The following is a 13,408-nucleotide window of genomic DNA, read 5'->3' on the forward strand; positions in this document are numbered from 1 at the left end:
TCCCGCCATTCCCATGGACGGCAGGAGGGAGAGCAGGCCGGAGGAGTGCTCCCTCTCCCTCTGGGAGAGGGTCGGGGTGAGGGTATGTACCCCGTCCGCGCTCCCGGATGTCCGAGACCATCGCCAGCGGGCGGAAGACGCGGTAGGGAGGGGGGCACGATGAAGAAGACCCTTCTGCTCCTTTCACTCGTGGCTGCCCCGGCCCTGGCCGGGGAAGGGAAGTGGACCCCCCAACAGGTCCTCGAACTCGATCCGGCGTGGCTCAAGGCCCAGGGTCTCCAGGTGCCGCCCAAGCGGCTGTGGGATCCCAAGCGGGGTACGGGCCTGCTGGCGGGCGCGGTGAACGTGGGCGGCTGCACGGGCGCCTTCATCGCCGAGACGGGCCTCGTCATCACCAACCACCACTGCGTCTTCTCCATCATCCAGGAGCACAGCTCGCCCCAGCGCGACCTCATCACCCAGGGCTTCCTGGCGAAGAGCCGCGAGGAGGAGCTGCCGGGCAAGGGCTCGCGCATCCAGGTGCCGCGCAGCTTCAAGGACGTGACGAAGGAGATGTTCGCCGCGGTGCCCGCGGGCGCGGACGATCTCACGCGCCAGAAGGCGCTGGAGCGCAAGGAGAAGGAGCTGGTCGCCGAGTGCGAGAAGCGTCCGGCCACGCGTTGCAGGGTGGCCAGCTTCGATGGCGGGGTGCAGTTCGTGCTGAGCGACTCGGTGGAGCTGGCGGACGTGCGGCTGGTGTACGCGCCGCCGCGCGCGGTGGGCGAGTACGGCGGCGAGGAGGACAACTGGATGTGGCCGCGCCACACCGGTGACTTCTCCATCATCCGGGCCTACTCGGCTCCGGACGGCTCGGCGGCGAAGTACAGCCCGCGGAACGTGCCCTACAAGGCGGAGTTCTTCTTCCCGCTGGCCACCGAGGGCGTGAAGCCGGACGACTTCGTGATGGTGCTGGGCTACCCCGGTACCACCTTCCGCGCGCTGCTGGCCGAGGACATGGCCGAGCGCCAGGCGCGCTTCTACCCGCGCGTCGTGGACGTGTACGGCGAGCTCATCCGCATCCTCGAGGAGGAGGGCGAGAAGGATGCGGCGGGGAAGATCGCCGTGGCCTCGCACCTCAAGGGGCTGCACAACCGCTACAAGAACTCGGGCGGGCAGCTCGCGGGGCTCAAGCGCGGGCGCATCGTGGAGAAGCAGCGCGAGGCCGAGGCGGCGGTGGTGGCCTGGGCGGAGAAGCGCAAGGAGTACGCGGGCGCGCTGAAGGCCCGCACGGAGCTGCTGTCGCTGCAGTCGGAGCGGGCGAAGACGTTCGAGCGCGAGTTCCTCCTGGACTCGGTGCGGGGCGTGGTGAAGGCGCCCGCGCTGGCGACGTTGCTGGCTCGGCTGTCGCAGGAGCGCGCCAAGCCGGACCTCGAGCGCCGGCCCGAGTTCATGGAGCGCGAGCTGCCCCGGCTGGCGGACCGGCTGGAGCGCGAGCAGAAGAACCTCTTCACGGCGGCGGACAAGCGGATGTTCCTCGCGCTGGTGAGGCGGGCGCAGGGGCTCGGCGAGGGTGAGCGCATCGCGGCGATCGACAAGCACTTCGGCCGGACGTACGCGGAGAAGGACGTGTCCGCGAAGCTCGACGCCCTGTACGCCCACACCCAGGTGCTGGACCTGGCCGAGCGCCAGAAGATGGCCGGTGAGACGGAGGCGCAGCTCCGGGCGCGGAAGGATCCGCTGCTGGACTTCGGCCTGGACCTGTCGGCGGAGGTGGTGGCGCTGGAGGAGCAGAGGGATCGGCGGGCGGGCGCGAACGTGCGGCTGATGCCCGAGTGGCGCCGGGCGGTGATGGCGCACGCGGGCAAGCCGGTGGCGCCGGATGCCAACAGCACGCTGCGGGTGAGCTTCGCGAAGGTGAAGGGCTACACGCCTCGGGACGGGGCCTTCTACACGCCGCAGACGACGCTGGCGGGCGTGATGGAGAAGCACACGGGCCAGGAGCCCTTCGACGTGCCGGACAAGGTGGCCGCGGCGGCCGCGGCGAAGAAGTACGGGCCCTGGGTGGACAAGCGGCTGAAGGACGTGCCGGTGAACTTCCTGGCGGATGCGGACACCACGGGCGGCAACTCGGGCAGCCCCACGGTGAACGGCAAGGGCCAGCTCGTGGGCGTCAACTTCGACCGCGTGTGGGAGAACGTGGCGAATGACTTCGGCTACAACCCGGACGTGGCGCGCAACGTGAACGTGGACGTGCGCTACGTGCTGTGGCTGTTGGATCAGGTCGAGGACGCCGACGGGCTGCTGCGCGAGCTGGGCGTGCGCAAGGGCCCCAAGGCCCAGGAGCGCCGCTGATGTCGGACGGCGCGGGGAGCGTGCCGCCGCCCCTGCCGGTCTTCGGACCGGAGGAGAAGGTGTGCGGCAACTGCAAGCTGTGGGCGGCGCACTCGGTGGATCACCGGGGCTGGGTGGGCGTCTGCCGGTTGCAGGCGGAGCGGGGGCTGTTCCCGCCCTCGGCGCCGTTGTGTAACAAGTTCCTGCCCCGGGGCGTGGCCGCCAAGGCGGCCGCGGAGACGGCGCGGCGCGAGCGGACGGTGCGCGGCGTGGCGCCGGTGGTGCGGCGGCGGGAGCGGGATCCGAACGAAGTGGTGGACCTGGAAGGCCTGGAGCTGAACATGACGCGCGCGGAGTTGATGGAGCTGATCCGGGAAGCGGTGGGCGAGGGCGGTGAGGCGCCGCCGCTGGCCAACAAGTGGGAGGGCGGCAGCATCAAGCTGGTGCCCGGCAAGACGGACGTGCAGGGCAAGGACCTGCCCATCGACGCCTTCTTCCACAAGATCGTCATGGTGCGCGACAAGCTGCGGGTGATGGAGCAGAAGCTCAACGCGCACCCGAAGCTGTCGGACGCCGAGAAGGTGGAGATGCAGAGCTACATCACCCGCATCTACGGCTCGCTGACGAGCTTCAACCTGCTGTTCCGCGACAAGGAAGACTTCTTCGTGGGCTCCAAGTCGGAGGACTGAGCCAAACCCACCCCACTCCGCCCAATTTCCCCTCTCCCCCCGGGAGAGGGACGGGGTGAGGGTGCCACGTATCCCGGGTTCCGGGCCGAGGCACCCCCACGGGTTTCACGGCGGCCTCACGGCTGCTGACCGCGCTCCTCCAGCTCGGCGAGGGCGCGCTGCCGGCCCCGGTGCAGGGCGCTCTTCACGGTGCCCTCGGGGATGCGCAGCATGGCGGCGATCTCCGGGTAGCTGTAGCCGCGCATCTCCCGCAGCCACAGCACCTGGCGCTGCTGCTCGCTGACCTTCTCGAGGGCCTCCTCGAAGTGACGCTGCATCTCGGAGCCCACGGCCTGGGCCTCGGGCGAGGCCGGGCTCTCGGGCTCGTGCTGCAACCGCTCGCGGCGCTTGCGGGCCCGCAACCAGTTGATGCTGCTGTTCACCATCACACGATGCAACCAGGTGGAGCACGACGAGCGGCCGTCGAAGCCGCTGGGGCGTTGGGCCAGCCGGGTGAAGACGTCCTGCACCACATCCTCCGCCTCGTCCGCATCCCCCACGATGCGGCGTGCGATGGCCAGTGCCCGTGTGCGGTACTGGCGGTACAACTCGGCGAAGGGAGGAATGTCGATGACCGCGGCATCCATCATGTGTGCCTCCTGAGCACCCTCATCGGGTGTCTGGAGGTTGGAACGAATGGGCCGCGAAAAGGATCTAAAGGGTCTGGAAGCCGGGAGCGGACCTACTCCGTCTCTTCTTCCTGGCGGGTGAGACCCCACTCCTTGAGGCGTTTGAAGAGGGTGGAGCGGGCCACGCCCAGCTCGCGGGCCACGCGCTCGCGGTTGTTGTTGCAGCGGCGCAGGGCGGCCTCGACGATCTGCCGCTCCAGCTTGAGGAGCATCTGCTCCAGGGTCATGCCGGGGGGAAGCTCGGGCACGGACACGCCCGTTTCGCGGTTCACCTCCTGGTCGAAGGTGATGTCGGGAGCGTCGATGGCGGTGCCCTTGCGCAGCAACAGGGCGCGGTGCACCACGTTGCGCAGCTCGCGGATGTTGCCCGGCCAGCCGTGCTGCTGGAGCCGCTCCATGGCGGCGGGGGTGAGGCGCACCGTCTGCCCCCGGGGCGAGTACATGCGCAGGAAGTGCTCGGCGAGGCCGAGGATGTCGCTGCGCCGGTTGCGCAGCGGCGGCAGGTGCAGGGGCACCACGCACAGGCGGTAGTACAGGTCCTCGCGGAAGCGGCCATCGCGTGCGGCCGCCAGCAAGTCGCGATTGGTGGCGGCCACCACGCGCACGTCCACGTGGGAGGGCTTGCTGGCGCCCACGCGTTTGATCTCCCCGCTCTCCAGGGCGCGCAGCAGCTTGGCCTGGAGGTCCACGGGCAGCTCGCCGATCTCATCGAGGAAGAGGGTGCCGCCGTCGGCCTCCTCGAAAGCGCCCTTGCGCGCGTTGGTGGCGCCGGTGAACGAGCCCTTCTCGTGGCCGAACAGCTCACTCTCGATGAGCTCCTTGGAGATGGCGGCGCAGTTGACGGGGATGAAGGGCTTCTCCGCGCGCTGGGAGCACTCGTGGAGGGCGCGGGCCACCAGCTCCTTGCCGGTACCGGACTCACCGAGGATGGCCACGGCGGCGGAGGAGGGGGCCACGCGCTCGATGAGGTCGACGAGCTGCTTCACGGACGGATCGCCGCCGATGATGCCGTGGAAGGACAGCTCCTTGCGGGCCGGGGTGACGGGCTCGAGGATGAGGTCCGTCTGGCCCAGGCGCAGCGTGGTGGGCAGCCCCACCTGCACCTCGAAGACGCGCACCGGGCCCAGCCAGGTGCCGTTGGTGGAGTTGGTGTCCAGGACGTGGAAGTGGCCCTCGCGCCGGGTCACCTTGAGGTGGCGGCTGGAGATGAACGAGTCCTGGATGACGAGATCACAGGACGGATCCTTGCCCGCGGTGAAGCTGTCGCCGGTGAGCTTGTGGACGGTCTCCTCGCCGCCCTGCCGGATGCGCACCTGGGCGGGCTGCCAGCGTGAGACGGAGTCACGGGGCTGCAGTTCCGTGCGGTTGCCGAGCTCGGTGCCGACCTCGGACTCGCTGCCGCCGTGGAGCCGGAACACGGCGCGCCACTGACCGAGCGTGATGTCCGAACCATCGGCGAGCTCGCCCTGGGTCATGGAGGCGCCGGCCACCTGGGTGCCCTTACCGGACAGGTCCTCCAGCGTGCAGCGCTGTCCGTCGAACGCGAGGGCCACCTGCCGGCGGCTCACCTCGGGGTCGGGGATGACGACGTCACTCTTCTCGCCGCGACCGAGCACCATGCGCTCGCGTCCCAGCCCCACCCGCAGTACCTCTTCACCCCGACGAAAGAACACCAGCTCCGGCATCGAGCCCTCCCTGTGAAGTCGCGGGACACTCCTAACCCGTGGAGTATCCCGCGCGCAACCACCAGAGATGATTTTTGGGGTAGTGTTCTTCCGGGCGACCCGAAGAGTCGTCCACCTGCCGGACCCGGACCGGAGAGCGGTCCGGGTCATCGGAGCAGGGGCCTAACGCATCTGCGGCTGCTGGCGCGCGGGGCCGAAGTTGGGACGGTTGAAGAAGCCGCCCAGGTGCGCCACGCGGTACTTCGGATCGCTCTTGTCCGGGGGCAGGATGGACAGACCCGCGCCCAGCAGGCCCAGCCGCTTCACGAACTCCGGCTCGGCCTTCAGCTTGAAGTCCATGTCCGGCTGGCTCACGTCCAGCCGCTGGCCGAACTTCACCGTGCCCGAGCCCAGGACCTCCAGGTCCTCGCTCCGGGCCTGCATCGCCTCCACGGTGCCCAGCCCCTTCTCGATCTTGATGCGCGCGTCGATGTCACCCAGCGCGATCTTCGGCAGATCCATGGGGGTGGGCGTGCCGTACATGGGCACCATGACGTTGCCGCCCTGGATGAGCAGCCCCTTGGTGTCCAGCGAGAGCTGGCCATTGGCCTGGCTCAGGTCCGGCTGCCCCCGCGTCTTGGGCAGGGTGAGGTTGAGCGAGCCGTTCAGCTTGCCCGTCAGGTCCACCCCGCTGAAGCCCTTGAGGTTGCCCTCGGAGGTGTCCAGGTCCGACAGCTTCACCGCCACCTGCACGTCGCTCAGTCCGCCCACGTTGCCGCTGACGCTGCCGCCCAGCAGATTCGCGTGGAACGTCACGCCTGGCGGCAGCAGCGAGGGCCGCACCGCCACCGAGTCCACGTTCAGCGGCTCGCCCAGCTCCTCGGGGCCGGGCATCATGCCCGTGTTGCTGGCCAGCATGCCGTGCAGCTCGGGCGTCATCCCGTTGGGCACCTTGCTGATGCGCACGTGGGTGGCCGTCAGCCCGCGCAGCCCCGGCCGCAGCGAGCCGATGCGCAGCGCGTACCCCGCGTCCGCCGCCGCGTCCACGGCGCGCTTGCGCAGCGTGTCGTACGGGAAGGTCAGGAACAGGCACACGAGGAAGGCCACGAGCGAGAACGCACCGTAGCCAAGGGCGAGCTTCCAGCGGGCGATCTTGGTCGTCTCAGCAGCCATGGTCATCGCTTCATCTTGTAGGTGGCGACGGTCGTCCAGGCCGTCAGGGTTTCCGAGGCGTCACGCGGCTCGAGGCGCAGGCTCTTCACCTTCACCACGCCCGGCCCGCGCTCCACCGCCGACAGGAAGTCATGCAGCTTGCGCAGGTCCACGTCCGTCAGCGTCAGCTCCACCGAACTCTCGACGATCTGCCCGTCGTCTCCGATGCCCACGTCGTTCTTGGGCGTCATGTTGGGCACGGTCAGCCCCGCCTGGGTGGCCTTCTCCTCGATGTAGGTCATCAGCCGGATGTCGCTGCCGGTGAGCTGCTGCTCCACACCCTGCCGCTCCATGGTGGCCTCGCGGTAGCTGGCCGCCAGCGCCTGCACCTCGCGCAGCTTGGCCAGCTTCTGCTCCGTGCGCTTGCGGTAGGCATCCGCGCTGCTGGCGAACGAGAAGATGATGACGAACAGGAGGAAGGCCATCACCGCGCCTCCGGTCCCCAGCACCATCTGCCGCTCCCGGTTGGTCAGCCGCTCGAACCAGGCCTTGGCGTCGTTGAGGATTGCTCGAATCTTTTCCATGTCCTAGCCCTCCCCGGCCTGTGCCTGCTCGGGGCACTGCACCTGGATGTCCAGCCGGAAGCTCACCTTGTTGCCATCCCGCGTCTTCTCCACCTTGCCCTCCTTCACTTCCTTGAAGCAGCGGTGGCCCTTGAGCGCGGTGGAGATGGTGTCGATTTGCTTGGAGCTGTCCGTGAGGCCTCGCACGCTGATGCGCTCGAGGTCGATGTCGATGCGGTCGAACGTCACCGGCACGTCCGCCGGCACCCGCTGCGTCATCTCCGCCAGCAGGTTGACGGCCGACAGCTTCGGCAGCGCGGCGGCCGGGCTCTCCACGCCCTTGAGGCGGTTGAGCGCGATGTCGTAGTTCTTCTCGCACGAGCCGAGGATGCGCTGGGTGACGTCGCACAACACGGCGTCCACCTGGGCCTCGCGGCGCGCGAGCACCGAGTTGCGCACCACGCCGCTGGCGATGAGCAGCAGCAGCAGGGTGGCGGCGAAGGAGGCCAGCAGCCCCAGCTTGTCCTTCACGTAGTCGTAGTCACCCTTGAAGGCGAACTCGCCACGGCGCAGGTTGAAGCGCGGCGCCTTGGCGCCCGAGGCCTGGCCGCGCAGCGCGAGCGAGTACGCCTGCATCATCGCCGGCTGATCCGAGGCGGGCACCGCGGCCGTTGCTTCCTGGGGCAGCGTCAGCACGCGCACCGGCATGCCCAGGTCCTTGCTGAGCTGCTCGGCGAGGCCCGGCATGCGCGCGGTGCCGCCGCACAGCAGCACGGCGCCCACCTGACGGCGGGTGCGCGCGGTGAAGGCCTTGAAGGACGGGCGCAGCTCGCGCAGCACCGGCTGCAGGCCCCGCACGAAGGCCGCCGCGGCCCGCTCACCATCCGGCCCCTGGGCCGTGGCCGCGCTCGCCAGCGCTCCGTGCTGCTCCTTCCAGTGGTGCGCCTCCGGCTGCGGCGTCTGGAACTCGGTGGCCAGCGCGCGGCTGAGGCTCTGCCCGCCACCGGCGAAGGTGCGTGCGAACTCCACGCCTCCAGTGGGCCGGCCAATGGCCAGCGTCGTGCGCTCGTGGCCGATGTCCACGATGGCCACCGCCTCCGTGTCCGTGCCCACGAACAGGCCCGGCTGCTGCAACAGCAGGTTCTGGTAGGTGATGGCCGGGTGCGTCACCACGCGCGGGTCCACCCCCGCCTCGTTCAGCACCTGCAGCAGCGTGGCCAGCTCCTCGCGGCGCACCACGCCCACCAGCAGCTCGCTGCCCTTGTCCTTCACCTGCGAGGCGACCTGGTAGTCGAAGACGGCCTCGTTCAAGTCGAACGGAATCTGGCTCTCCACCTCGAAGGGGATGGTGGCTTCGATCCGCTTCGGGTCGTTGAAGGGCAGGGCGAGCTGGTGGGTGACCAGGGCGGGGCCGGGCAGCGCCACCACCACCTGATCCGGGTTGCGCAGCTCCGGGCGTGCCAGCAACTCGCGCAGCGCCGTGCGCAGCGTCTCCAGCCGCTCACCTTCGCCACGGCGCACCTCGGCCCAGGCCCTCACGACCGGGATACGGGCATTCGCGTCGAGGAGCAGCCCCTTCACGGAGTGGCTGCCCAGGTCCAGACCTAGAATCCGGGCCATCGTTATTCCTCTCTCCAATACAGGAGCTTGCCGAGCCCGTCGTCGAGCCGGACCACGGCGGTGATCGTCTTCTGGACGGACCCCGCCTCTCCCACGGACTTGATGCTGAAAGTGTTGCTCTTGTCGCCCAGCAGGCGGTTGCCGGCCACGTTGGCCTTGAGCTGGGGATTGACGGCGATGCCCGCGGCCTCGATGGCGCTCACGAAGTCCGCCACGCCCATGCCGAAGAAGCTGAAGGCCCGCGCCGCGCGGATGCGGGTGATGAGCTCCTGGACGAAGACCGGGTCCCTCAGCCGGGGGTCCGGCCGCGCCGGGTCCGCCGCCGACAGGATGGCCATGTACATCATCATGGGGTCATCCGTGTTGACGTTGGGCTTGGAGTTGATGTCCGGGTACACGGTGAGCCGGTCCCGGAAGGCCGCCATGAAGCGATCGTTCACCCCGTGCACCCGGTACAGCTCGTCCATGCTGTCGAAGCGCGCGTTCTTCGCCTCGTAGCGCGGGTCGAAACGGCTGTAGGGCCCGTTTTCATCCGAGAAGCCGGCGGCGAAGGGGCTGACGGCGTTGGTGGGGTCGAACGCGGACTGCGTCTTGTCCTCGTCCACCCAATCCTTGATGGCGATGACCACGTCCGCCGGCATGACCCGCACGCCGTTGGCGTCCTCGCGCGAGAACAGGAACTCGAAGCGCTTGTCCCCGAGCAGGTCCATCAACCGCATCGCCGTGGGGAGCGCGTCACCCGTGCCCGCGTTGAGGCGGTGCAGGTTGAGCTTCTCCTCCTCGTCCTGGATGGTGGCCAGGAAGCAGCCCGTGAAGCCGCCGAAGGAGCGCCTGGAGGGACCCAGGGACAGCTCGCCCGGCGCCGCACCGTCCTCCTCGTCGATCGGGGGCAGGGCAGGGGCGCTATCGTCCTCCTCCTCGGCGCCACCACCGGCGGTCAGGCCCTTGAGCATGTGGCAGTCCACACGCGCCAGCTTCCAGAGCTGGATGTTGAGCGAGGAGGCCGGCTGCTGCCCGCCCGCGGCCGCGCCACCGCCCGCGCCGCCGGTGAGCTGGGCGAGCATTCCCCCGATGTTGGGGATGGGCGTCTGGTCCACCTGCTTCTGGAAGCGCAGCAGCAGGCGCGAGAGCGCCACGCCGGAGCGGGCCATGTACATGGCCTGCACCTCGTCGCGCTGGTTGGCCGCCAACTGGAGGTCCACGCGGGTGTTGTAGGCGAACTCCGTGGCCACGACGGTGAGGATGGTGATGGCCACCACCGCGATGATGAGCGCCACGCCACGCTCGCGGCGCTTTCCCCGGGCATCGCGGCGGGCGCCTGCCGGCCGGGCCTCTGTGTGGTTGGGGCTCGTCATCTCAGTACCTGGGAAGCTCCGTGTTCAGCATCACACGGGTCTGGGTGGTGTAGCGCGTCTCCTTGCCATTCTCGTCGAGCGCCACCAGGGTGATACGAACACGCGTGGGCAGCTTGGATTTCAGCTCCGTGCGGCGCGTGTCCCACTCGTCTTCCCATTCCTTTCGCTCGGAGTCCCAGTAGGCGAACTCGAGCTTCTTCACTCCCTCGAAGAGCACATCCGAGGTTCCGCCCCGGTCCATCCGGCCTTCAACATTCGGATTCACCCGGCGCATCAGGTCCATCCGGCCGTTGGCCCCTCGTTCCGAGGACGTCTGGACGGAGTACTCCACGATCGCCTGGTCGGACTCCTTGGCGTCGGTGTAGAGGCGCTGGTGGGCGAAGGTGGTGATCGTCAGCTGATCCTCCTCGCCGATGAAGTTGGTGGGCCGGTCGTTCTGGTCGCGGTAGCGCTGCGCGTCGTAGCGGTCGCTCACGTACGCGGAGCCGATCTCCCGCGCCATGCGGTTCATGGCCGCGCGCAGCATGCGGTAGTGGTCCGCCTCGGCCTCCACCACTTCCTTGGCGTGGAAGCCCGTCTGGAAGGCCATGCCCACCATCGCGCCCATGAGGGCGGTGATGGCCACGGCGATCATCACCTCCATCAGCGTGAAGCCACGGCGCAGGGAGTGCTTGCTCGTGCGCTTCATCGCACACCTCCCCGGATTCCACCGAACGGGTTGCTGCCCGGCACCGCGCCGCCGGCGCCACCTCCGCGCTGCTGGAGGCATTCCGTGCGCCGCACCAGCGGCTGGCCCGTCTGCGGGTGCATCATCTGCCCACCGGGGCCGGGCACGCCCTGCACCACCATGCACATGGGATCGCCCTGGGCCGACCACTGGCCGGCCACCTCCCCGGACTGCGCGCCGTTGGTGGGCGCGAAGCCGCCGTTGCGGTCCGAGCCGGGGCCCAGCGACACCACGTGGGTGACGAGGTCCAGGCTCTCCACCTGCGTGCCGTCCCTCCAGTACACGGTGAGGTGCACCTCGCGGACCGTCTGGGTGATCTGCTGCACCATCTGCGTGAACATGGGCTGGGCCATGCCCATCGCGGCGCCCGCCATGGGGTTGCTGGTGGTCTGCGAGGGGCCGCTCTTGCCGTCCTTGCCCCCGGCCCCACCGCCGAACATGGCGGCCAGGCCGCCCATGTCTCCACCCTCGCCGATGGGCAGGTTGAAGATGGCGCCGATGAGCTGCTCGGGAGACACCCCGTCGGTCTGCGGGGCGATGATCTTCGCCCGCCACTTGAAGTTGTCCCAACCCTCCTGGGAGAAGTCGCCGGACTCCTCGTCGTCGTCGTTGGAGAAGCCCTCGTCGTAGAGCTTCTGCTCCAGGTCCGTCATCTTCGAGCGGGCCAGCATCGTGGCCACGGTGAGCTTCTTGGCGTACGCGTGGTTGGACACCGCGCCGGAGTTGATGTCGAAGATGGCCATGAGCGCGAGCGCCAGGATGGCGAGCGCCACCACCGTCTCCAACAGGGTGAAGCCACGGGTGCGTCTCATGACTTGGGCACCTCCAGCGCCTCGCCAGCGATCTCCACCTTACCCGTCAGCGGCGACACGGCGAGCGTCCAGACGTTGTCACCCTGGCGCACGTAGACCTGGGCCTTCTCGGTGAAGCCCTGGGGGAAGAAGTAGAGGTAGGCCACGCCCTTCTCGGCGGGCTCGCGCTGGTGGCGCGTCCACACGGAGACGTTGACGCCCGCGGGCAGCTCGCGCGGCCGGACCTCCTCGGCGGTGTACTCGGAGAAGCGCGCGGCGTTCTCCACGCGGCCCTCCTCCTGGGCGAGGATCTCATCCAGGCCGGGCAGGTCATCGCTGCCCCGGGTGAAGTTGCGGCGCGGATCGCTCCGCTTCTGGCCGCGCTTCTCGTCCTCGCGGGCGCGGCTCTCCTCTTTCAGCATCTCCTCGCGGTCGCGCGAGGTGGTGACGTTGCCCGCGGCGCACTCGGCGCGGTAGCGCGTGACGCCTTCCTCGTTCTTCGGATCGGGCAGCTCGAAGACGATCCGGCACGTCTTCCCACTGAGCGCGGCGGTGTCGTAGACGGAGCGGATGACACCGGCCAGCTCGGCGGCGGACGCCTTGGCCTTGGCGCCGGTGAGGGCGCCCACGGAGACGGTGACGGCGGCGAACAGCACCGAGGCGATGCCGAGCGCGATGCAGACTTCGATGAGGGTCAGCCCGCGCTCCCGGGCCCTGCGCTGCGCGAGCGTGCTCATGGCTGCTCTCCCTTCGCCGCCTCCTGCTGCTCGGGCGTACCCACGATGGCGTTGTTCAACACGCCGCCGCTGATGAGGTCCGCGGCGTCACCGGTGCCGCCGGGCACTCCGTCCGAGCCGTAGGACACGATGTAGCCCTTGCCCAGGTCCGACATCCGGTACTGGTACGTGCGCCCCCAGGGATCATTGGGGACTTCCTTGAGGAGCCCCACCTGCAGGAGCGGATAGAAGTTCTCCGCCTGGGAGGGGAAGCGCCCGGTGATGCGATGGTAGGACTTGAAGTAGCCCTCCAGCCCGCGGATCTCCGCGCGCGCCTGGCGCTGCAGGGGGCTGAGCGTCCTGTCGAAGGTGAGGCTGGCGATGCCGAAGGCACCCGCCGTGGCCAGGAGGATGACGGCGGCGACGAGGAGCCGCCCCACGCGGGACGGACGCGCCGTCTCTTCTGTCTGCTGTTGCGTGGGAGCGTGCTCGAGGGTCATGGGTGCCGTTTCCTTGAGGGCCGTTTCCTGGCTACTTCTTGGCCGTGTCGCGCGAGGAGATGTCCGCGTCGGGACCCTCGCCGCCCTGCGTGCCGTCGGCGCCGTAGGACATGAGGACGGGCTTGCCACCCTCGTTCATGTACACGTACTCGTTGCCCCAGGGATCCGTGGGGATCTTCTCCAGGTTCTGCGTGTCCACCAGGGCCTTCAGGCCGGTGCCCGTGTCGGGGTACTTGCCCTTCTTCGTGTAGTAGAGCTTCAGGGCGTTCTGGATGTTGGCGATGTCCAGCCGGGCCGTGTCCTGCTTGGCCTCGTCCAGCTTGGGAATCACCGCCACGCCCACGGCGGCCATGATGAGACCGAGAATGGTGATCACCACCATGATCTCGATGAGGGTCATGCCGCGGCGGCGGCGCTGCTGCTTCGTCTTCTTGTCGCTCATGGTCATTTCTCTCGTGACTTTTCGGCAAGTCACCGGGCCGTTAGCGGGTTGTCTCTGTCAAAATGTCGTGCGGCGGGGCCGTGCTGCCGGCCGTACCGGCCTTGGAGTCGGAGGCATACAGGGTCACCCCCACGGTGAGCAGCGCCGCCGTCAAGGCGAGCAGCGCCACGAGGGTGACGCGCTGGATCCACCGGTCGAGCGTGTTGTTCAT

At 68.9% G+C, this 13,408-nt stretch carries 14 protein-coding genes; 2 read left to right on the forward strand and 12 right to left on the reverse strand.

Translation table 11 applies throughout. The annotated features are described in order from the left end of the window. The first annotated feature begins 159 nt into the window (after nt 1-159). Together ACN28I_RS44975 and ACN28I_RS44980 are read left to right on the forward strand one after the other, a co-directional pair. Nucleotides 160-2,331: a S46 family peptidase gene (locus ACN28I_RS44975; RefSeq protein WP_420948022.1), complete on the forward strand. Its 2,172-nt coding sequence runs from the start codon at nt 160-162 to the stop codon at nt 2,329-2,331. After that, complete coding sequence (locus ACN28I_RS44980) at nt 2,331-2,999, forward strand: hypothetical protein (RefSeq protein WP_420948023.1); 669 nt, start codon at nt 2,331-2,333, stop codon at nt 2,997-2,999. The genes ACN28I_RS44975 and ACN28I_RS44980 overlap by 1 nt, the downstream gene beginning before the upstream one ends. Nucleotides 3,000-3,115: 116 nt before the next feature. Here ACN28I_RS44980 and ACN28I_RS44985 read toward each other — a convergent pair whose 3' ends face one another. The 12 genes from ACN28I_RS44985 to ACN28I_RS45040 form a co-directional block, all read right to left on the reverse strand. After that, nucleotides 3,116-3,625, reverse strand: coding sequence for an RNA polymerase sigma factor (locus ACN28I_RS44985; protein WP_420948838.1), 510 nt, complete (start codon nt 3,623-3,625; stop codon nt 3,116-3,118). A 95-nt stretch (nt 3,626-3,720) separates the two neighbouring features. Beyond that, nucleotides 3,721-5,352, reverse strand: a complete 1,632-nt coding sequence (locus ACN28I_RS44990) for a sigma 54-interacting transcriptional regulator (protein ID WP_420948024.1) — start codon at nt 5,350-5,352, stop codon at nt 3,721-3,723. A 162-nt stretch (nt 5,353-5,514) separates the two neighbouring features. After that, nucleotides 5,515-6,504, reverse strand: coding sequence for a type II secretion system protein GspN (gspN, locus tag ACN28I_RS44995; protein ID WP_420948025.1), 990 nt, complete (start codon nt 6,502-6,504; stop codon nt 5,515-5,517). Nucleotides 6,505-6,506: 2 nt separating this feature from the next. Then, nucleotides 6,507-7,067: a type II secretion system protein GspM gene (gene gspM, locus ACN28I_RS45000; RefSeq protein ID WP_420948026.1), complete on the reverse strand. Its 561-nt coding sequence runs from the start codon at nt 7,065-7,067 to the stop codon at nt 6,507-6,509. A gap of 3 nt (nt 7,068-7,070) precedes the next feature. Continuing rightward, the gene (locus ACN28I_RS45005; protein ID WP_420948027.1) at nt 7,071-8,666 is read right to left on the reverse strand and encodes a type II secretion system protein GspL; all 1,596 of its coding nucleotides are present in this window, start codon (nt 8,664-8,666) and stop codon (nt 7,071-7,073) included. A 2-nt stretch (nt 8,667-8,668) separates the two neighbouring features. After that, nucleotides 8,669-10,021: a general secretion pathway protein GspK gene (locus ACN28I_RS45010; protein WP_420948028.1), complete on the reverse strand. Its 1,353-nt coding sequence runs from the start codon at nt 10,019-10,021 to the stop codon at nt 8,669-8,671. A 1-nt stretch (nt 10,022) separates the two neighbouring features. Then, nucleotides 10,023-10,709: a type II secretion system protein GspJ gene (locus ACN28I_RS45015; RefSeq protein ID WP_420948029.1), complete on the reverse strand. Its 687-nt coding sequence runs from the start codon at nt 10,707-10,709 to the stop codon at nt 10,023-10,025. Next, on the reverse strand, nt 10,706-11,560 hold the full coding sequence (locus ACN28I_RS45020) for a prepilin-type N-terminal cleavage/methylation domain-containing protein (protein WP_420948030.1): 855 nt from the start codon (nt 11,558-11,560) through the stop codon (nt 10,706-10,708). The genes ACN28I_RS45015 and ACN28I_RS45020 overlap by 4 nt, the downstream gene beginning before the upstream one ends. Then, nucleotides 11,557-12,276 (reverse strand): pilus assembly FimT family protein, encoded by a 720-nt coding sequence (locus tag ACN28I_RS45025; protein WP_420948031.1) that lies wholly within the window; start codon nt 12,274-12,276, stop codon nt 11,557-11,559. Before ACN28I_RS45025 ends, ACN28I_RS45020 begins: the two co-directional genes overlap by 4 nt. Next, nucleotides 12,273-12,755, reverse strand: a complete 483-nt coding sequence (locus ACN28I_RS45030) for a type II secretion system protein GspG (RefSeq protein WP_420948032.1) — start codon at nt 12,753-12,755, stop codon at nt 12,273-12,275. The genes ACN28I_RS45025 and ACN28I_RS45030 overlap by 4 nt, the downstream gene beginning before the upstream one ends. A gap of 31 nt (nt 12,756-12,786) precedes the next feature. Next, nucleotides 12,787-13,203 (reverse strand): type II secretion system major pseudopilin GspG, encoded by a 417-nt coding sequence (gene gspG, locus ACN28I_RS45035; RefSeq protein WP_420948033.1) that lies wholly within the window; start codon nt 13,201-13,203, stop codon nt 12,787-12,789. A gap of 34 nt (nt 13,204-13,237) precedes the next feature. Continuing rightward, nucleotides 13,238-13,408 (reverse strand): hypothetical protein, encoded by a 171-nt coding sequence (locus ACN28I_RS45040; RefSeq protein WP_420948034.1) that lies wholly within the window; start codon nt 13,406-13,408, stop codon nt 13,238-13,240.

Source organism: Archangium gephyra (assembly GCF_049060025.1).
GTDB classification, from domain to species: Bacteria; Myxococcota; Myxococcia; order Myxococcales; family Myxococcaceae; genus Archangium; species Archangium gephyra_A.